The 19,928-nt window shown below is 54.6% G+C and carries 20 protein-coding genes and 1 tRNA gene; 12 read left to right on the top strand and 9 right to left on the bottom strand.

The features are described from left to right. Positions 1–78 precede the first annotated feature (78 nt). From ybgC to secA, 6 genes are read right to left on the bottom strand one after another with little or no spacing between them, the layout of a single operon-like run. Positions 79–492: a tol-pal system-associated acyl-CoA thioesterase gene (gene ybgC, locus Abor_RS05160; protein WP_048840779.1), complete on the bottom strand. Its 414-nt coding sequence runs from the start codon at positions 490–492 to the stop codon at positions 79–81. After that, on the bottom strand, positions 489–1,571 hold the full coding sequence (gene ruvB, locus Abor_RS05165) for a Holliday junction branch migration DNA helicase RuvB (protein ID WP_048840780.1): 1,083 nt from the start codon (positions 1,569–1,571) through the stop codon (positions 489–491). The genes ybgC and ruvB overlap by 4 nt, the downstream gene beginning before the upstream one ends. Further along, on the bottom strand, positions 1,568–2,176 hold the full coding sequence (gene ruvA, locus Abor_RS05170; protein ID WP_048840781.1) for a Holliday junction branch migration protein RuvA: 609 nt from the start codon (positions 2,174–2,176) through the stop codon (positions 1,568–1,570). Before ruvA ends, ruvB begins: the two co-directional genes overlap by 4 nt. Continuing rightward, positions 2,173–2,679 (bottom strand): crossover junction endodeoxyribonuclease RuvC, encoded by a 507-nt coding sequence (ruvC, locus tag Abor_RS05175; RefSeq protein WP_048840782.1) that lies wholly within the window; start codon positions 2,677–2,679, stop codon positions 2,173–2,175. The genes ruvA and ruvC overlap by 4 nt, the downstream gene beginning before the upstream one ends. Before the next feature lie 2 nt (positions 2,680–2,681). Beyond that, a complete protein-coding gene (locus Abor_RS05180; RefSeq protein ID WP_048840783.1) occupies positions 2,682–3,431 on the bottom strand; it encodes a YebC/PmpR family DNA-binding transcriptional regulator in 750 nt (249 codons plus the stop codon). A gap of 39 nt (positions 3,432–3,470) precedes the next feature. Then, positions 3,471–6,194: a preprotein translocase subunit SecA gene (gene secA / locus Abor_RS05185; protein ID WP_048840784.1), complete on the bottom strand. Its 2,724-nt coding sequence runs from the start codon at positions 6,192–6,194 to the stop codon at positions 3,471–3,473. A gap of 234 nt (positions 6,195–6,428) precedes the next feature. On the opposite strand from secA, the gene Abor_RS05190 reads away from it, so the two are divergent. The 5 genes from Abor_RS05190 to Abor_RS05210 all read left to right on the top strand — a co-directional run bounded on the left by Abor_RS05190 (position 6,429) and on the right by Abor_RS05210 (position 12,813). Beyond that, entirely contained in the window at positions 6,429–7,376 is a 948-nt protein-coding gene (locus Abor_RS05190) for a peptidylprolyl isomerase (protein ID WP_048840785.1), read from the top strand. An 81-nt stretch (positions 7,377–7,457) separates the two neighbouring features. Next, positions 7,458–8,705 (top strand): bifunctional glutamate N-acetyltransferase/amino-acid acetyltransferase ArgJ, encoded by a 1,248-nt coding sequence (gene argJ / locus Abor_RS05195; RefSeq protein WP_048840786.1) that lies wholly within the window; start codon positions 7,458–7,460, stop codon positions 8,703–8,705. Positions 8,706–8,757: 52 nt separating this feature from the next. Continuing rightward, a complete protein-coding gene (locus Abor_RS05200; protein WP_048840787.1) occupies positions 8,758–9,396 on the top strand; it encodes an RDD family protein in 639 nt (212 codons plus the stop codon). A gap of 146 nt (positions 9,397–9,542) precedes the next feature. Next, positions 9,543–12,074 (top strand): mechanosensitive ion channel domain-containing protein, encoded by a 2,532-nt coding sequence (locus Abor_RS05205; protein ID WP_084594385.1) that lies wholly within the window; start codon positions 9,543–9,545, stop codon positions 12,072–12,074. Beyond that, the gene (locus Abor_RS05210; RefSeq protein WP_048840788.1) at positions 12,067–12,813 is read left to right on the top strand and encodes a 2OG-Fe dioxygenase family protein; all 747 of its coding nucleotides are present in this window, start codon (positions 12,067–12,069) and stop codon (positions 12,811–12,813) included. Before Abor_RS05205 ends, Abor_RS05210 begins: the two co-directional genes overlap by 8 nt. 75 nt (positions 12,814–12,888) lie before the next feature. Here Abor_RS05210 and Abor_RS05215 read toward each other — a convergent pair whose 3' ends face one another. Next, positions 12,889–13,176 (bottom strand): hypothetical protein, encoded by a 288-nt coding sequence (locus Abor_RS05215; protein WP_048840789.1) that lies wholly within the window; start codon positions 13,174–13,176, stop codon positions 12,889–12,891. A gap of 180 nt (positions 13,177–13,356) precedes the next feature. On the opposite strand from Abor_RS05215, the gene Abor_RS05220 reads away from it, so the two are divergent. Then, entirely contained in the window at positions 13,357–13,788 is a 432-nt protein-coding gene (locus Abor_RS05220; RefSeq protein ID WP_052946363.1) for a hypothetical protein, read from the top strand. Between the two features lie 89 nt (positions 13,789–13,877). On the opposite strand, the gene Abor_RS05225 is transcribed toward Abor_RS05220, so the two are convergent. Further along, a complete protein-coding gene (locus Abor_RS05225) occupies positions 13,878–14,786 on the bottom strand; it encodes a DnaJ C-terminal domain-containing protein (RefSeq protein ID WP_048840790.1) in 909 nt (302 codons plus the stop codon). Between the two features lie 392 nt (positions 14,787–15,178). On the opposite strand from Abor_RS05225, the gene Abor_RS05230 reads away from it, so the two are divergent. The 6 genes from Abor_RS05230 (at position 15,179) to Abor_RS05255 (ending at position 19,138) form a co-directional block, all read left to right on the top strand. After that, on the top strand, positions 15,179–15,466 hold the full coding sequence (locus Abor_RS05230; protein WP_048840792.1) for an accessory factor UbiK family protein: 288 nt from the start codon (positions 15,179–15,181) through the stop codon (positions 15,464–15,466). Positions 15,467–15,553: 87 nt separating this feature from the next. After that, positions 15,554–16,054, top strand: coding sequence for a type III secretion system chaperone family protein (locus Abor_RS05235; protein ID WP_048840793.1), 501 nt, complete (start codon positions 15,554–15,556; stop codon positions 16,052–16,054). Further along, positions 16,054–16,875 carry a pyrroline-5-carboxylate reductase gene (gene proC / locus Abor_RS05240; protein ID WP_048840794.1) on the top strand — a complete coding sequence of 274 codons (822 nt, stop codon included), beginning with the start codon at positions 16,054–16,056 and terminating at the stop codon, positions 16,873–16,875. The genes Abor_RS05235 and proC overlap by 1 nt, the downstream gene beginning before the upstream one ends. 77 nt (positions 16,876–16,952) lie before the next feature. Continuing rightward, positions 16,953–17,618: a TetR family transcriptional regulator gene (locus Abor_RS05245; RefSeq protein WP_048840795.1), complete on the top strand. Its 666-nt coding sequence runs from the start codon at positions 16,953–16,955 to the stop codon at positions 17,616–17,618. A 52-nt stretch (positions 17,619–17,670) separates the two neighbouring features. Next, a tRNA-Gln gene (locus Abor_RS05250) sits at positions 17,671–17,745 on the top strand. 157 nt (positions 17,746–17,902) lie between these two features. Further along, positions 17,903–19,138: an MFS transporter gene (locus tag Abor_RS05255; protein ID WP_048840875.1), complete on the top strand. Its 1,236-nt coding sequence runs from the start codon at positions 17,903–17,905 to the stop codon at positions 19,136–19,138. A gap of 167 nt (positions 19,139–19,305) precedes the next feature. On the opposite strand, the gene Abor_RS05260 is transcribed toward Abor_RS05255, so the two are convergent. Beyond that, positions 19,306–19,575 carry an HU family DNA-binding protein gene (locus Abor_RS05260; protein WP_048840796.1) on the bottom strand — a complete coding sequence of 90 codons (270 nt, stop codon included), beginning with the start codon at positions 19,573–19,575 and terminating at the stop codon, positions 19,306–19,308. Positions 19,576–19,928 lie beyond the last annotated feature (353 nt).

Below are 19,928 nucleotides of genomic sequence, written 5' to 3' on the forward strand. Positions count from 1 at the left end.
TCCGACTCGGGCTTTGTTTTTTAAAACCCAATTGCCCTGTATTTACTGTCTTCCAAGCAAAAGCAGAAGAGGGCGTGTTTAATCCTCTGCCGCCAATTTGCGTAAAAGATCACGCCATAACGGCGGAAATCGGGCAGGGCGCCCATCTTGGGCGCGCACGCATGCCAGCACTACCTCAACATGAGCGCACAATACGCCCTCCCGCGTGAATGTTTGAGAGAGCTTGCAGCTCGCCGCCCCTTGCTCAAGCAAGCGTGTGGTAACGGTAAAAACTTCGTCCAGTTTTAAAGGCGCGCGGTAATTCAAAGTGGCGTCACGCACCACAAAAACCAGCCCATATTCATCATGCATGCTAGAGGCAGGCATACCTAAACTGCGGATAGCCTCTGTTCGTGCACGCTCGGCAAAGGCCAGATAGCGGGCATGGTATACAATGCCCCCGGCGTCTGTATCTTCGTAATAAATCCGGAAATCGATGCTATGCGTGGTCATGCGTCATCGCCTTCGTTCTCGGGTAAAAGATCCATCTGGGCAGAGCGTGGCTCGTCTGGGCGGGCGGGCGGTGTTAAGCCAAGGTGCCGCCACCCCCGCTCTCCCAACATGCGGCCACGACTTGTGCGCATAACAAGCCCTTCCTGAATCAGGTACGGCTCAATTACATCTTCCAAGGTATCACGCGCTTCGGCCAAAGCGGCGGCAAGTGTTTCTACCCCAACCGGCCCACCGTGGTGGTATTCAGCAATACGGCGCAGGTAGCGCCTGTCCATGGCATCTAGGCCAAGGGCGTCTACTTCCAAACGGCTTAGGGCGGCATCGGCTACTTCGCGGCTGACAGGGGCATTGCCCGGTACAATCACCGCGGCAAAATCTCGCACGCGGCGCAATAACCGCCCGGCAATACGGGGTGTCCCGCGCGAGCGGCGAGCTATTTCCTCCGCCCCTTCAGAACTCAGAGCAAACCCTATTTTTTCCGCGCCGCGCGCTACAATGGCGCGTAGTTCATCTGGGGTGTAAAACACCAACCGGAGCGGAATACCAAAGCGGTCGCGCAATGGGGTGGCCAGCAAACCTGCCCGCGTTGTTGCGGCCACCAGTGTAAAAGGTGGCAGGTCAATACGCACAGAGCGCGCGGCTGGGCCTTCGCCAATAATCAGGTCAAGCTGGAAATCCTCCATCGCGGGGTAGAGAATTTCCTCAATAGCGGGCTGTAGGCGGTGAATTTCGTCAATAAACAGCACATCACGCGGCTGTAGATTGGTCAAAATAGCAGCAAGGTCTCCCGCCCGTTGGATAACCGGGCCAGACGTTGCCCTAAACCCCACCCCCAACTCGCGCGAGACAATTTGGGCCAGCGTGGTTTTACCCAACCCCGGCGGGCCATGCAGCAAAACATGGTCTAAGGCCTCGCCGCGCTGGCGGGCAGCAGCAATAAACACAGATAAATTTTCGCGGCTGGCTTTTTGCCCTGTAAAGTCTGCCAACGTTTGTGGCCGTAAGGAGGCCTCGCCGGTGTCTTCTTCGCGCCGGGTTGCGTCAATTTCACGCTCGGGCGGGTACTCTGCCCCGCTCATCGGGCAAGTTCTTTCAGGGCATCACGCAGCACGGAATCCAGTGTGGCCTCTCCCCCCCGCTCTGCCAAAAGGCGGCCAACAACCGGCACCGCTTCCGAGCGCCTAAAGCCAAGCCCGGCCAGTGCCATAAGGGCATCGGCCTCTATACCGCCATCGGGGGTTGCGCGGGCAGGTATAACAATACCCCCCCCACCACCGGGCATTTTGGCTGCTTTGTCGCGCAGTTCGGTTAAAATACGCTCAGCCAGACGCCCACCCACACCGGGGGCACGGGTTAGGCTTGCTTTGTCTGATGTTGTAAGGGCTGCCACCAACTCACCGGGCGAAAGGGTAGAGAGAATACCCAAAGCCACTTTGGCCCCTACCCCTTGCACACTGGTAAGTAGGCGAAACCACTCACGCTCAGCGCTTTCAACAAAGCCGTACAGCAAAATGGCGTCTTCACGCACAACGGTTTCTATTAAAATACGGGCTTTTTCAGGCGGGTTAGGCAGGGCCGCCAAAGTACGGGTAGACGCCGCAACCAAATACCCAACGCCATTCACATCCACCACGCACGAGCCGGTATCAACCTGAATAATCAGGCCGCATAAAAACGCTATCATGCCATTCTTACTCCGGCTGCAATATGGCGGGCACTGGCCCTATGGTGCGCGTGGCAAATAGCAACCGCCAACGCATCAGACGCATCGGCGCGCATAACGCTCACACCGGGCAGCAGACGGCGTACCATCATTTCCACCTGGTCTTTGTCGGCCGAGCCAGTACCAACCACAGATTTTTTGACAGAAAGCGCGCCGTATTCGGCAACACTCAACCCGGCCAAGGCTGGCACAAGCAAAGCAACGCCACGCGCGTACCCAAGCTTAAGCGTGGCCGCGCCATTTCGGTTTACGTAGGTTTCTTCTACGGCGGCCTCAACCGGCGCCAGACGATCAATAATGATCATCAGGTTGTCATGCAGTACTTTCAGGCGCTCTGGCACGCTGTCTGCACTATTGGTCGCAATAACGCCGTTTTCAACGTGCTTAAGCCGGTTGCCCTCAACATCAATAATACCCCAGCCCGTAAAGCGCAGGCCGGGGTCAATGCCGAGCAGGCGTACCACTGTTAGGACGACAGTTTTTCGGCCAGCTCGTCTGGCAGGTCAAAGTTGGCGTACACGTTCTGTACGTCGTCGTTATCTTCCAAAACGTCTAACAGCTTGAAAACACTGGTGGCTTTCTCTTCGTCTAGCATCACGGTGTTTTCTGGCCGCCAATCTAATTTGGCATTTTCTGGCTCACCAAATTTTGGCTCCAAAGAATCCCGCACAGCAAAGAAGGATTCAACCTCGCAGGTTACTTCATGCGTAGTGCCGTTAGATTCAACGTTTTCCGCACCGGCCTCAATCGCGGCTTCCAGCATGTCGTCTTCAGAAGCAACGGCAGCAGGGTAGGTAATAACCCCAAGACGGCGGAACATGAAGGACACCGAATTGGTTTCCCCCATTGACCCACCGTATTTAGAAAACGCTGCCCGCACGTCTGAGGCCGTACGGTTACGGTTGTCGGTCAGACCTTCAACAATAACAGCAACACCTGCGGGGCCGTAGCCTTCGTAGCGCACTTCCACATAGTCTTCCCCACCGGCGGTGCCGGTTGCCTTTTTAATGGCGCGGTCAACGTTGTCTTTAGGCATATTCACTTCACGCGCGGCCACAATGGCAGCACGCAGGCGTGGGTTAGATGCCGGGTCTGGCAGGCCGGAGCGGGCGGCAACCGTCAGCTCACGGATAACCTTGGCAAACTGTTTCGCCCGTTTGGCATCCTGCGCACCTTTACGGTGCATAATGTTCTTAAATTGGGAATGACCCGCCATATCTTCTTACCTGTTGTCTTAACCTGCCCTAGCGTCTGGTTAAACCAGACGCCCGTGGCAATGCTTATATTTTTTACCAGACCCGCATGGGCACAGCGCATTGCGCGGTGTTTCACCCCAGCTTGAGGGGTCGTCTGGCATAATGGCGCTACCGCCAATTGGTGTTGCCATTGCGGGGTCTGCCCCCACAGAAAGGCCCGGCCCCGGCTCAGACTGGTAGCCCTGCACTTCGGGGTTGGCATGAATTTCTGCCGTATTGGCAAACGGGTCTACCGTAGCTGGTGGCGCAACCTCAACCCGCGCCATAAGCGATGTTACCCGCTCGCGCATTTCTTCCAGCATGATGGTGAAAAGCTGGAAGGCTTCGTGCTTATACTCGTTAAGCGGGTCTTTCTGGCCATAAGCCCGCAGGCCAATCCCCTGGCGCAGTTGGTCAAGAGCATGCAAATGCTCTTTCCACACCGCGTCATAGGTGGTCATAAGCACCTGCTTTTCAATAAAGCGCATTAGGTCTGGGCCAATATTAGCAGCGCGTGCAGCCTGTGCCTGTGTTGCGGCCTCACTAATACGCTGGGCAACCAGCTCGGCATCCATGCCGTCTTCCTGCGCCCATTGCGCCAGCGGCAGGTCTAGGGCCAGAGTTTTATCAACCTCGGCATGCAGACCGGCAATATCCCACTGTTCTGCAAAAGATTTTTCAGGGATATGCCGCATGACCATGGCGTCAATGACATCATCAAGTGCCTCACCCACAATGGAGGAGACATCTTCAATGGCCATATATTCGCGGCGCTGTGCGTAAACTTCTTTACGCTGGTCGTTCATCACATCGTCGTATTTAAGCGTGTTTTTACGCATATCGAAGTTACGCGCTTCGACCTTTTTCTGCGCACGCTCAAGGGCTTTGCTCAACCATGGGTGAACAATGGCCTCGCCTTCTTTCATGCCCATTTTCTGGAACATGCCGCTCATGCGGTCAGACCCGAAGATACGCATCAAGTCATCTTGCAGAGAAATAAAGAAGCGCGAATTACCGGGGTCACCCTGACGGCCAGCTCGGCCGCGCAGCTGGTTATCAATACGGCGGCTTTCATGCCGCTCTGTACCAATAACGTACAAGCCACCAGCTTGCTTAACAATGTCGTGGTCGCGGGCCACTTGGTCACGAATACCCTGCTCCAGCGCCGCACGCTCGGCGGGGTCTTCAACCCCTTCCAGCTTTTGGGCAATGAGCATATCTGTATTGCCGCCCAGCTTAATATCTGTGCCACGGCCAGCCATATTGGTGGCAATAGTAATGGCACCCGGTGCACCGGCTTGCGCAACAATTTTAGCTTCTAGCTCATGGAAGCGGGCATTAAGCACATTATGGGGCACCCCTTCCTGCTTGAGCAGGTCAGACAGGGCTTCACTTTTTTCAATAGACGTGGTGCCAACCAGAATGGGCTGGCCCCGCGCTGTAACCTCCCGGATAAGACGCACAACAGCCGCAAATTTCTCTGCTTCTGTCAGGTAAATTTCGTCATCTTCATCTTTACGGGCAATGGGCCGGTTGGTGGGAATTTCCACCACATCCAGCTTGTAAATTTCCGCAAACTCGTCCGCCTCGGTCATGGCGGTGCCGGTCATGCCAGAGAGTTTGGGGTAAAGACGAAAGAAGTTCTGGAAGGTAATAGAAGCCAGCGTCTGGTTTTCTTGCTGAACCTCAACATGTTCTTTGGCTTCAAGGGCTTGGTGCAGGCCGTCTGAATAACGGCGGCCATCCATCATACGGCCCGTGAACTCGTCAATAATGACCACTTTGTCGTTACGGACAATGTAGTCAACATCACGCGCGAACAAGGTATGAGCCCGCACGGACTGCTGCACATGGTGCACAACGGCAACGTGGTGCAGGTCGTACAAGCCGCCCTCACCCAGCACACCAGCGGCGCGCAAAAGCTCTTCTACCTTGTCCGACCCGACATCGGTCAGAATAACGCTGCGGAACTTTTCGTCTTTTTCGTAGGTCGCTGGGTCTTGCACCAACTGCGCCACCACTTCATCAACAGCCCGGTACAGGTCTGAGCTGTCTTCTGCCGGGCCAGAAATAATGAGCGGCGTCCGTGCCTCGTCAATCAAAATGGAGTCCACTTCGTCCACAATGGCGTGGTAGAAGGGGCGCTGCACCATTTCTTCCAGACGGTACTTCATATTATCGCGCAGATAATCGAAGCCGAATTCGTTATTGGTGCCGTAGGTAATGTCTGCTGCGTAAGCCTCGCGCCGGGCATCGTCTGGCATATTGGGTACGATAACGCCGGTAGTCAGCCCTAAAAATGTATAGAGCTTGCTCATTTCGGCGGCGTCACGCGCGGCAAGGTAGTCGTTTACAGTAACAACATGCACGCCTTTACCGGCCAATGCGCTCAGGTAAACCGCCAGTGTTGCCACCAGGGTTTTGCCCTCACCGGTGCGCATTTCAGCAATACGGCCTGCATGAATAACCATGCCGCCAATAAGCTGCACATCAAAGTGGCGCATACCCAGCACACGGCGCGAAGCCTCACGCGCAACAGCAAAGGCTTCTGGCATAAGCTGGTCAAGGGTCGCCCCTTGCGCCAACCGCTCACGAAATTCGAGCGTTTTGCCAGCAAGCGCGGCATCGTCCAGTGCCTGCATTTGGGGTTCGAGGGCGTTGATTTCCGGCACGCGGCGCTGGAACATCTTGAGCGTCCGGTCATTGGCGGTGCCGAACAGGGCGCGGACGAAGCTTGCGAGCATGAAAACCTTTCCAGAACAATGCACGACCTGAACCGCTTTCCGCCCGGAACCAGACCGGAAGAAATCGGACGGGGTATCAGCATGCGTGGCTTAGTAGGCAAAATACGACCGGGGCCGCCTGCGGTCAACCAAGCAGCCCTGTTTCTTGCACAACAGAGTGCCAAGAGGGCTTGCAGGGCATGGGAGGCTCCTTCATACAAGACAATACAATTTATCTTGCTAAGGTTTGTCCTCATGCGGTTTACCACCAAGGCCATTGCTCTTGCAGCTACGGCCCTGATTGCCTCTACAGCACTCCCTTCCAGCTCTTTTGCTGCTCCTGCCGCTCCGGCAGCAGCACCAGCTGCAACCCCGGCAGCGCCCCCGGCAAAACCCGTTGACCCCAACGCAGTGGTTGCCACCGTAAACGGTGAAAAAATTACGGTAGCTGATGTGCAGGACGCCCTGTCCAACCTGCCACCCCAGATGCGCCAGCTCCCCCCCAACATGATTTTCCCGATGCTGGTTAACCAGTTGGCAGACCAAAAAGCCATTCAGCTGGTTGCCCACAAGGAAGGTCTGGACAAAACCCCAGACGTCAAAAAAATGATGGATGCAGCGGCTGTTAGCGCGCTGCAAAATGCGTGGCTGTCTAAACAGGTTACCCCGCAGCTTACAGATGCCGCAGTGCAGGACTATTACCAGCAAAACTTTGCTGGCAAGCCACCAGAGCAGGAAGTGCATGCACGCCACATTCTGCTGAAAACAGAAGCTGAAGCGAACGACGTTATCAAGAAACTCAAAGCGGGTGCCGACTTTGGTAAGCTGGCCGCAGAAGTTTCTACCGACACAGGCAGCGCCAAACAAAACGGTGGCGACCTTGGTTGGTTTAAGAAAGACGACATGATTCCGGCTTTCTCAACTGCCGCTTTTGCCATGAAAAAAGGTGAAGTCAGCAGCACGCCAGTTAAAAGCCAGTACGGTTTCCATGTTATTCAGGTGCTGGACACCCGCACAGACCCCATTCCGTCTCTGGACAGCGTAAAAGACAAAATCCGTCAGGCGCTTATTCAGAAATATGTGCGTGAAGCCGTTGGTAAAGCCACAACACAGGTTAAAATTGTGCGCTTTGACCCCAGCACCGGCAAAGCCCTGCCAGATGCCCCGGCTGCCGGCGCACCAGCAGCACCTGCCAAAAAGTAAGTTACCTTACCTTTTAACCTCCTACTTCCTGCCCGCCATGCCCTAGCATGGCGGGTATGCCGCTTTTAAGGACTTTGCGTTATGGCGCACGCTCTCCCCATTTCTCCTCTCGCCCGGCCACTGCCTGAGCTTGGTGTTATTCGTGGGGTGCGCCTTGGCGCGGCAGCAGCGGGTATTCGCTACAAAGGCCGTACAGACCTTGTGCTGGCCGAATTTGCTGCGGGCACAACCGTTGCTGGCGTTTTTACCAAGTCCAAATGCCCCGGTGCCCCCGTTGACTGGTGCCGTGCGGTTCTGCCGCATGGTCAGGCAGGCGCACTGGTGGTTAATGCTGGCAACGCCAATGTTTTTACAGGCAAAGCAGGCCGAGACACCTGCCAAGCAACAGCCGAAGCCGCAGCCAAACTGGCAGGCTGCCCGCTCGATGCCGTCTATCTGGCATCAACCGGCGTTATTGGCGAAATTTTACCCCATGAGCGTATTACGGCCGCTCTGCCAACCCTGCACAGCAGCCTGACAGAAGACGGCTGGGAAGCAGCAGCCCGTGGTATTATGACCACAGACACCTTCCCCAAGGCAGCTATTCGTACCGCAACGCTTAATGGTGCCACAGTTACCATTCAGGGCATTGCAAAGGGCAGTGGCATGGTTGCGCCAGACATGGCCACCATGCTGTCTTTTGTTGCAACCGATGCCGCACTCCCGGCACCGGTTTTGCAGGCTCTCCTTGCGGCTGAAGTAAAAACCACCTTCAACTGCATTACCGTTGATTCTGACACCTCAACCTCAGACATGGTGCTGCTATTTGCCACCGGTGCGGCCAATAATGGCCCCGTTGCCGCAGAAACAGACGCCCTGACAGACCCCACCCTTGGGGCTTTCCGTGCAGCCCTGCATGCCGTGCTGCACGAACTGGCCCAGCTCGTGATCCGTGATGGTGAAGGAGCGACTAAACTTATGAGCATTCAGGTTTCTGGCGCTGTATCAGACCTGTCTGCATGGCGGGTGGCTATGGCCATTGGTAATTCCCCACTGGTTAAAACCGCCATTGCCGGAGAAGATGCCAACTGGGGCCGTATTGTTATGGCTGTTGGTAAATGTGGCGAACCCGCAGACCGCGATACGCTCTCTGTTTCTATTGGTGGGGTTTGCATTGCCCGCAACGGCACCGTTGTACCGGGGTATGACGAAACACCAGTTGTTGCCCACATGAAGGGCCAAGAAATCGATATTGCCGTAGACCTAGGCCAAGGCGCCGGTGCCGCACAGGCATGGAGCTGTGACCTAACGCATGGTTATATTGACATTAACGGCTCTTATCGTAGCTAATTTACTGCCAGTGGGTTAGCCTACCTAAACAGCCGGATAAGGAGCGGTCTGAATGTCTAACGATCTTCCACCCGGTTGGGGCGGCCCCGCGCCATCGCAAACTGGCTACAACACCATGGGGCAAGGCAGCCTAAACCGCCCTATCTGGATTTATGCCGGGTTCTGGTGGCGGGTCTGGGCGTTTTTGATTGATGCTGTGCTCTTGAGCATGGTCGAGGGTGTGCTGGGCTTTTTTCTGCTGCCGCACATGACGGTAGAGTGGGAAGAAACCCCTATTCCCGATGCGTCTGGCCAAACTATGGACGTTGTGGATATTGCCAGTATCCAGCCCGATACCGTGTCTGTGCTTATTCCGCACATTCATACCGGAGACTGGCACGCAGCCTCTATTATACTGGCCTGCATTCCCGCCTTGTATTTCATTTTATTTGAAGCCTCGTCTTACCGAGCTACACCGGGCAAACGCCTGTGTAACCTTGAGGTTTTAACCTTACAGGGTGAGCAGCTTTCTCTTGCCCGGGCGGCTTTGCGCTTTGCCATTAAAGCGTTTATCTCTTTCCCGTTCGTTTACATCGGCGTGCTTATGGTGGCCTTTACGCGCCACAAACAGGCCCTGCACGACCTTATTGCTGGCACACTGGTTGTACGGGCAGAAAACAAGCAAACCGTTACTTTTGAGCGCAGGTTTTAAGCGCTCTTAGCCTGCGCGTTAAATCTGGCCTCTTGCCACCCCGGTCTTGATACCGCCTGAATTGCCCCCTACGCTTATGCCCTGATACTAGGCATTTCATGCCTTTTCCTGTTTCTTGTTGCGTAAAATAAAGGATACGGCACGCCATGGCGGCAGATAGCCACTCTCAAGGCTCGACCGGTCTTTCCCTCCGTGCTGGGGGTAAGTCGTTTTTTTCTTTCCTGTTTGCAATGCTACTTATGGTTGGGCTGTTGCCCACCTTTGCCCAGAGCGCACAGGCACAAAGTGCAGCTTCTGCACCCACAACGACGGCCCCAAGCCTAAGCCGCCAAGATGCAGAGCAACTGCTCAGCGTGCTCAACGACCCCAAAAAACGCGACGACTTTACCCATACCCTCTCCCTTATGGCGAAGGGCTTACCCGCAGCAGCACCCGCTGCCGCCCCGGCCAAAAGTGCCGCCGCAACCCCAGCCGTGGTCGATACCGACATTAATTCCGAACTGGATAACCTGTCTGATTCTGTGCAGGGCTATGTCCAGAATTTTGCGGGCCTGTTTAAAGATCTTGGGTTTGTTGGCTCATGGTTCCGCTCGCAAATTAGCAACCCCGACACGCGCAAAACGCTTATTGATGCCTTCAGCCGGGCATCTCTTATTTTGCTAACAGCTCTGGCACTTGAACGCGGGGCCAGCTTACTGCTGAAAAAACCCCTAACCGCCGTAACGGCCCTAGCCGAAGCACGCGAGCGTAAACGCCAAGCCGCAGCAGCCGTTGAGAGTGTGGCAACGGCCACCTCAACCCCAGATACAGATAACACCCAAACCAGAGTTAATGACCAGTTACACCGTAATCAGGTCATGCAGTATCTGGTGCGCGTGCCTTATAATCTGCTGCATTTTTTGCTCAAGTTACTGCCTGTTCTGGCTTTTTTTATTCTGGGCTACCTTGGGGCAGAATTTCTCACCACAACGCCGCAGGCACGCACGGTCACCCTTACGCTCACCAACGCCTATGTTATTGCACGTGGCTTTTACCTGTTGCTTGAAACAGCATTTGCCCCCCGCTCTCCGGCTATTCGGCTTGCCCCTGCTACAGATTCAACCGCCCGTATGCTTACGCGCTGGTGGAACGTGCTGGTCGCAGCCCCCTCTCTTATTATCTGCCTTTCAACACTAGGGAGCGAGTTCCATCTGGCGCAGCGCGGTACAGATGCCATGCTGCGTGCTGTGGTGTTGGTGCAGCACCTTATTATTGCGGCCTTCATTTGGCGGTTGCGGCATATTGTGGCACGCGCCCTTCAGCCTTCTCCGGCTTTGCGTAAGCATGCGTTTTGGGCCTTTGTGGGTACTATGGCCCGCTTTTGGTGGATCCCGGTTCTGTTTTTAGACATTGCACTGTGGTTTGTCTGGGCTGCCCACCTACGCGGCGGGTATAAATGGATTTTGCATGGCACGCTGCTGACCGTTGCCTGCCTTGTGCTTTCCCGCCTTGTGGCTGTGCTGCTATATGGCCTGCAAGACCACTTATTTAGAGTGTCAGACACCATTGAAGCCGAATACCCCGGCCTACAAAAACGCGCAGACTACTACTACCCCGCTGTGCGGCGTATTCTGACCATCTTCATTATTTTTGTAACCGCAGTATGTGTGGCGCAAAGCTGGGGCCTGCCCGCATTTTACTTCTTTACCCAAAACCCCTTGGGCGAACGTTTGGTCAGTGCGGCCATTATTCTTACCATTGGTCTGGTTATTGCCGCCGTTGCATGGGAAGCCATTAATGGTGCGCTCAACAAGCAAATTGACCGCTATACCTCAAGCGCCCAAACATCACGCGCAACGCGCTTGCGCACTATTTTACCTATTATTCGTACCGTGCTGCTGGTGGTTATTATTATTATTGTGGCCGTTACCACCCTGTCGCAAATTGGCATTAACGTAACACCTTTGCTTACCGGTGCTGGTATTTTGGGTGTGGGCCTGTCTTTCGGGTCTCAAAGTCTCTGGAAAGACGTTATCACCGGGTTCTTCATGCTCGCAGAAGATGCCATTCAGGTAGGTGACTGGGTTACAACCAGCGGTGTTGCCGGTACGGTTGAGCATTTGTCTATCCGTACCCTACGGGTACGCTCCTTCGACGGTGACCTGCACATTATTCCTTTCTCGTCTGTTACGTCTATTGCCAACACGGGCAAGGGCTTTAACCAGCTTATTGTGCGCCAAACCCTAGACCTGACAGAAGATTCAACGCGCGTTGCAGCCCTTATGGCGCAGGTCATTAAAGAAATGCGCCAAGAAGACGCTTTCAAAGACATGATCTACTCAGAATATAACGATCTGGGCGTTGATTGCAGCGACGGGAACGGTGCTGTGCTAATTGGCACTATTCGCACGGCCCCCATGATGAAATGGAAAGTGCAACGTGAATTTTACCGCCGTCTGGCCAACCTCATGGCCGAGAATAAGGTGAAATTCTACACCCCCACCTCGTATTCCACTACGCCACCGGGCAATAGCTTACACCTTGCACTAGACAGCATGCCCGATGCCCTTTTAAACGCCAGCACCCAAGCCCCTCCGGCTACCCCAACCGCACAGCCAGACACTCAGAGCGCACCCGCCAGCAGCACGCCTGGTAACGCCAAACCGTCTGGCCCAACAGAAAGCGCACCACATGGCTGAAACTCCAGCCTGTAGGGGCACTGCCCCTACCCTGCCCTTTGAAGATGATCTGGCCAAAAACGGCTTTGCCTACCAGCAAGCCGCCACCATGCGCCCTTTGTTAGAAGCCTACGGGCTAGAGCGGTGGCACGATTTTGCCGAGAGCTGGAACCATTTGGGCGTAGACCGTTACATGGCAGATGGCGGCCGCTACCGCCGCCGCCGCTACGCCACTTTTTCGGTAACGGAAGAGGGCATTACCCGCAAACCCCACCAGCCCCACTACCAAAGCCGAGACTACAACACCCTTAATGGGGGTATTGAGCGGTGGTTTAAACCCATGCTGCCAGACATTGGCAGCCACCCCGCCCTACTGGCCATATTACGAGTTGCCCACCGTATGGCCACAGACCTAACCCCGCAGGCCCAGCGCCCGCAGGCTTGGCATACAGAGGTACACCAGTTTCGTATTGAGCCAAGCCCAGACACGCTTGGCCAACCCACCCCAGAAGGGCTGCACCGTGATGGGGTGGACTGGGTCTGTGTTGTAATGATTGACCGCGACAATATTGCGAGCGGTGAAACATCCATCCATGATCTAAACCGCACAACAGTTGGGAGCTTTACCCTCACCAACCCGCTGGATACAGCCTTTGTGAACGACAGCCGCGTCTACCACGGCGTAACCCCCGTAACCCCGGTTGACCCCACACGCCCCGCACACCGTGACGTGCTGGTAGTAACCCTACGGCACGAATAAAAAACGCGGGAAGTACTCCTTCCCGCGTGTAGTGCGCACCAATTTATAGCCTGAGACTGCTTTGCCTAAAGGCGCTTAGTAGCCTGCATAAAACACGGCATGAAAACCTAACGCCGCAAAGCAGAACACAAAAACCATTGCGCCCACCATCTGTGCTACTTCTCGCATTGTTATATCCTGCTCATTTACCGCAACCGCAGCAACGGGCTGCGGCGTAACGGGCACAACGGGGTCGGGCAGTGCGGCTTGGGCCTGTGTTTCTACAGTTTGGCCCACGGTTTGGTGTGCCGTATCCTGCTCTGCCACTCTGTTTTCAGGCTGCAAGGCGGCGGTGACATTTTGTGATGATTCTGTTCCGGTCACGGCACAACCCTTCCATTTTTGCAACTCTGATTTGTAATTCATACTTATCTGGGGGGAGAGACCCATTCCGTCAAGGGGCGGGGATCGCAAAAATCTGCATCACCCATGCCCCCATTAGGGATAGACGCCCGCCCACAACACAGGCACACGATAGAAAAACACGTTCAGGAGTTATCCCTCATGAAATGCCTGCATGTATTGTCTGTGGTCGCAGTTGCCACACTGGGCAGCTTTATTGCCGCCAGCACGCCAGCTTTTTGCGCCGCCGCTAAGCCCGTAGCCCCTCCGGCCTTGGCCGATGCACACACAAACTATTCTGTGGCGCAGTTTCAGGGGCAGTGGGCGCTCATGTCCAATATGGGCACCATTAACGTTATGGCTAACAAGGCCCTAGGCCCAGCAGCACGCCTACTGGTAGCACTGCCAGAAGACCTGAAAAAAATAGTCGGGCAAGATCGCTTTAGCCTTGCCCGCGTGTCTGGCACCGCATGGCAAGGTGCAGAGGGTGACCTTACAGCCACCCTTACCCTTATTTCTGAAAACAGCGCGCAATTGCACATTACGGGCAAAAGGGGCCACAAGCTCGACCTGCCCCTTTATCGTAACGACTAACGTAGGCCGCTATACGCCTAAAAAAAACCGCCCTGCAACAAAGCAGGGCGGTAAAACTGGCAGGCTAGTCTTCTCTCAAAACAACAGTTTTAAGCCGTTGTTTCAGGCGTCCAACCTTTCAGGAATTTTTCCAGAGCGGCATCTGGTTTACCAACTTTAATTTGCAGGGTCACATACAGGTTACCAACAGGACGCGTGCCATGTGCTTGTACCCCTCTGCCACGTAGCCGCAGTTTGGTGCCACTATCAGAGCCTGCAGGAATATTCATTTTTACAGGCCCAGTGGGTGTTGGTACCGTAAAGGAGCCACCAAGCACCGCTGTTTTTAAATCAACCGGCAGGGTTTCATACAAATCCGTGCCTTGGCGGGTGTAGGTAGCATCTGGCTTCACTGTCACGGTTATCAAGGCATCGCCACTGGGGCCACCTTGCACACCGGCTTCGCCTTTACCGCGCAAGCGCAGCATTTGGCCATCTTCAATACCGGGTGGAATTTTTACATCCAATGCAGACCCATCGGGCAAAGTAATGCGCGATGTCGCCCCGTTAACCGCGTCCAGAAAGCTCACACTTAAAGAGTAAGAACGGTCTGCGCCTTTACGCGGGCCTGCACGGCGGCCACGCCCGCTACCAAACATGCCGAACAGGTCGCTAAGGTCATCTTCAGAAAATGCGCCACCGGCACCACCGCCCGCACCGGGCCGAAAACCACCTTGGAACCCATGAAAGCCGCCACCGCCGCCAGCACCACCAAAACCGGGGTGCCGTTCTTGGCCTTCGGCATCAATTTCACCGCGGTCAAAACGTGCACGCTTTTCAGTATCAGACAACAGGTCGTTGGCTTGGTTAACAGCTTTAAACTGCTCTTCGGCCACCTTGTCATTGGGGTTTAGGTCTGGGTGGTATTTTTTGGCCAGCTTACGGTACGCTTTGCGCACATCGTCCTGACTAGCGCTTTTGGTAACGCCCAGCACTTCATACGGATTACGCGCACTCATGCCTGATCTCCCTGTTTGTTAGCAGAGACTACGGCCCCACAGACATGAGCTACAAGGCGAGGTTGTAAATAAGCCTCTGCCAATAAGGTGATCATAAAGTGCTTCTCTCCAGTCTTTTTTCTCGGTCAGGCACGGGCTGCACAAGCACCCCGCCCTTTATGCCATACTGCTTTTTCTAACTTATAATAATGGGAACGCCCCAACGCCGGGTCAATGGACAGAACTGGGCATTCACGCCACAGGCTGTGCCTTTTTTTGCACATGCGGGCCAGACATTTCCAAAGAAGCAATAGCCTATGGGCACCATACTCTCTATAAGCTGTTAGAAAGAAACGCGCCTGGGCAACCAACTGGCCCCCCGCCTAGGCCCTGCAGCAACTGGAGAACCGGCTATGCCTGACAAACCGCGCTTTTTTGATGATCTGGCCGGTGTCGCTGGCGGCGCTTTTTCTGCCCTGACCGGCCTGCGCGAAGAAATTAACGCCATTGTACGCAGTCGCGTTGATGAAGTTTTGACCGGCCTGCAAGTTGTACGCCGTGAAGAATTTGAAGTCGTGCGTGAACTCGCTGCCCGTGCCCGCATTGCTCAAGAAGAAGCAGAACGCCGCATTGCAGCCCTAGAAGCCCGGGTTGAGGCTCTAGAACACACCACGCAGCACACACACCACCACTCAGCCTAAGCCGCATACCCATTTTGGGACATGGCAGCACACATGCTGCCATGCGGCCGCACTTACGCCCGCCCCTTTTGCGCTGGAGAGTGAGCTATGCCTGCACTAAGCACAACATCTGCCCATGATACCTCTAACCCGCTCGACCTGATGGAGCAGGTTATTGCCGGGCTAGACTGGAATTTTGATCGGTGCACCGCAACAGAAATGGCGGTAGAGGCACCGGGTAAATGGTGTGACTACGGCCTGTTCTTTTCTTGGTCGGCAGAATTAGGCGCGGTGCATTTCACCTGCGCTTTCGACCTTAAAGCCCCGCCCGCACAACAACGTGGCCTGTACGAGCTTTTGGGTATGGCCAACGAGCGTATCTGGATAGGCCATTTCAGCCTCGATCAAGACGATGGCGTGCTGCTGTTTCGCCACGCCCTGTTGCTCCGTGGCACAGAACTCAGCGTCGAAATGTTTGAAGACCTGATAGATATTGCCCTGACAGAATGCGAACGCCTGTACCCGGCTTTCCAGTTCTTTCTGTGGGGTGGGCAAGAACCGGCAGATGCCCTTGCCGCTGCCATGCTAGACTGCGCCGGAGAAGCCTAATGAGCCAAAACACGCCTTTACCCTCTGTTTTACTTATTGGGTGTGGCAAAATGGGCGGCGCCATGCTTGAGGGCTGGCTGGAGCACGGGCTTAAACCCTCTGTTGTGCTAGACCGGCACGAGCACACGCTCCCCGCACCCCATGTCCATGCACGCAGCTTGACTGATATTGCGGCAGACTTTACGCCAGACATTATTATTCTGGCAGTGAAACCCCAAAAAGCGAACGATATACTGGCAGAGCTTGCCCAGCACTACCCACAGGCAACGCTCCTATCCGTCATGGCTGGCCGTACCATTGAAAGCCTAAAGGCCCAGTTTACCGCCGCTATACCGGGTGCAAACCCCACCATTATTCGGGCCATGCCCAACACACCCTGTGCCATTGGCGCAGGCATTACTGGCCTCTATGCCCCCCCACAAGCCACAGAGCAGCAAAAGCAGAACTGTGACAGGCTTATTCGCTCTGTAGGTGAAACTGTTTGGGTTGAGACCGAACACCTGATTGATGCCGTCACGGCTGTATCAGGCAGTGGCCCAGCCTACGCTTTTTTGCTGGCCGAACTGATGGAAAAAGCAGGTGTTGAGCAAGGCCTACCCCAAGAGCAAGCGCGCAAACTTGCACGCCACACAGTCTATGGCGCAGGTGCTCTGCTTGAACAGTCAGACCTCGATTCTGCCGAGCTACGCACACGCGTAACCAGCCCCGGCGGCACCACAGCCGCGGCCCTTGCCGTGCTTATGGCCCCAGAGGCATGGCCCACCACCGTACCAAAGGCCATTGCGGCAGCGGCTCAGCGTGCGCAAGAGCTTTCGTCTTAAATCTACCCACCCATACCTGCCGCCCGCTTTAGGGTGGCACTTCTGTTTCCCCCCTTTCCCCGACAGCAGGCTTTTTTATGGATACCGACGATTTCGACACAGCTCTTCTTACGGCCGCCATGGCACAGGCAGAAGAACGGGGCTGGTCTTCTGTTTCGCTTCTTGATGCCGCACGGGCTGCCGGTCTGTCATTTTCTGAAACACGCACCCGCTTTCCGCTTCGGGCCTCTCTGCTGCTTCGCCTAGGCCGCATTGCAGATGATTCGGCCTTGGCTGACGACACCGCCAGCGGTAACGCACGCGAGCGCCTGTTTGACCTGCTTATGCGTAGGCTTGATGTCTTCCAACTCTACCGCAACGGCATAAAATCTGTATTGCGTGGCCTGCCATTTGACCCACCTCTGGCCCTACTGTTGGGCGGTGCCACGGTAGAAAGCATGCGTTGGATGGCTGATGCGGCAGGCATTACCGTAACCGGCGTTATGGGCTTTGTACGCGTTAACATGGTGGTTGGTATCTGGACACACACCCTACGCGCTTGGGAAAAAGACGAAAGCGAAGACATGGGCAGCACTATGGCCGCCCTAGACCAAGCGCTGGATAAAGCCGCCCGTTTCAACCTTTTTCCGGCCGATACAGGGCTGAATGACGGTGATTTGCCTGACCTCGATTTTGCTGAACCGGAGCCTCCGCTACCACCAAATGCAAAAAATACGACTTTTGATGAAAAACTAGACGGATAATCTCTTTACGAAACATGCTGGTTGGTCTTATTAAGGGCCAACCACACACTGGTGGGGCGTAGCCAAGCGGTAAGGCAGCGGATTTTGATTCCGCCATGCGGAGGTTCGAATCCTCCCGCCCCAGCCACCTTCTCTTAAAAATTTATATCACTTTAGGCGTTACATAACGCTACAGGCGTGTGCGCACTGTCAGAGTGCCTCCAAAATCACACTCAGCTTACTGCTGTACCATTTGTTATGTGCAGGCTGTTCTGTTGTTTTTATCCTGCTATGACTTACCCACCATGACAGACCAACCTGCGGCAAAAACGCCTCTCCTCGCCCTTCCCGGCCTGAAAGCCGTTCTGGCAGCACGCACGCTGTCAGCTTTCTCCTCTCAAGTTCAGGCTGTCGCTGTCGGGTGGCAAATTTATGCCCTTACCCATAGTGCCGCCGCCTTGGGTTTTGTCGGGCTGGCACAATTTCTGCCTATGGTTGCCTTTATTTTCCCCGCAGGGCACGCAGCAGACCAGCACAACAGGCAACGCATTGTTGTAACCTGCCAAACTATAGAAGCACTGGCCGCAGCCTTTATGGCGGTTGCTTCCTTCACCCACCACTTGGCCCCTTTCATGATTTATGGGCTGGTTGCACTTTTTGGCGTGTGCCGCGCGTTTGAAATGCCAGCACAGCAAACCTTTTTGCCTTCTATGGTATCTGCAGCAGACTTCCCACGGGCGGCAGCTTTGTCTTCCTCGCTGTTTCAGGTGGCTTCTATTGCCGGGCCTTCGCTTGGTGGGTTGCTTTACGGGCTGGGGGCAGATGTATGCTACGCGTTATGCGCCATTGGTTTTACCATTGCGGCCTTCTCTACCGCGTCTATGCGTTTGCGCTTTCCTGCTCGCGCAAAACAACCAGCGACCTTGGCGGCGGTGTTCGGTGGCATTGCTTTTCTTAAAAGCCGCCCCACAATGCTGGGCGCACTGTCGCTAGACCTCTTTGCCGTCTTACTTGGCGGCGCAACCGCCATGCTCCCTTTATATGCAACCGATATATTGCATGCAGGCCCTTGGGGCCTAGGTTTACTCCGGGCTGCCCCCGCTATTGGGGCACTACTGGTTGCCATGGTGTTGGCACGCTACCCTATGGGCCGCCATTCTGGGTTTTGGATGTTTGTCTCGGTTGCTATTTTTGGAGTCGCGACCATTCTTTTCGGGGTCTCAACCTCTATCCCGCTTTCTGTTCTGGCGTTGGCCGTGCTGGGCGGAGCCGATGTTATTAGCGTTATGGTACGAAGCTCTCTCGTGCAACTTGGCACACCAGATGATATGCGCGGGCGCGTATCAGCCGTAAACATGCTCTTTATTGGGTCGTCCAACCAACTGGGCGAGTTTGAAAGCGGCATGCTGGCAAGCGCCATTGGGGCCGTGCCAGCAGTGGTGTTAGGCGGCATTGGCACACTGGTTATTACAGGGGTATGGATGGCGCTCTTCCCCGGTCTACGTAAGCTCGACCGCCTTGAAGATATAACGCCAGACTAAAAATTTATTTTAGGGGGTTGGCCCTTAAACGGGCAGCCAACACTAAATTTTTGAAACAATTACTGAACACTTGGCCATAAAAAAAGCTCTGAGGTTATTGCCCTCAGAGCTTTCAAGACAGGCTCTAAAATAATTTGAGCTCAGCCTTTATACCTTCCTCAAAAAGCTCAAACAGCTTTTTTGAGGTTGGGGCTGGCTTTAAAGCGCACGGTTTTACCAGCTTTCACTTTTACGGCTTCACCTGTACGGGGGTTTAAGGCCTTGCGGGCTTTGGTCTTGCGCACGGTAAATGTGCCAAAAGATGGCAGGGTAAAGCCACCTTCGCGTTTCAGTTCTTCAACAATTGCTTCCAGCAGATCATTCGCTGCTTGGTTAGCGGCCACACCGGTGCACTCGATTGAATCCTGAATGACTGCTGCAATAAAGGCCTTGCTCATTGAGACCCATCTCCCCTTAGGATAGTACCATATCAGTAACAATTATTCGGTTACGATAACCAATATCTCTTGCGGCTTGTAGCCATATTTTTACAAAAAAACCAACTTAAAATTTATTAGATTTCCAAATTCTTTCGCGTCTGACTGCAAAAACCAAGGAGCAAACCCACAAAGCCCATACCCGGCAGCCTCTCAGTTTACCCCTTTTAGTTGTATGCACCCCCTATAAGAGTGCAAAGCATACAGCGTGTTTTTCCTGCAAAATCTTAGACTTGCGCTGCATACCCTACAGCTTATACTCTTAAGCGCAAACGTTATTACAGAATAAAGTCTTAATTTAGTATCGTTATCGT

Origin of the sequence: Acetobacter orientalis (assembly GCF_000963965.1) — a bacterium.
GTDB lineage: Bacteria > Pseudomonadota > Alphaproteobacteria > Acetobacterales > Acetobacteraceae > Acetobacter > Acetobacter orientalis.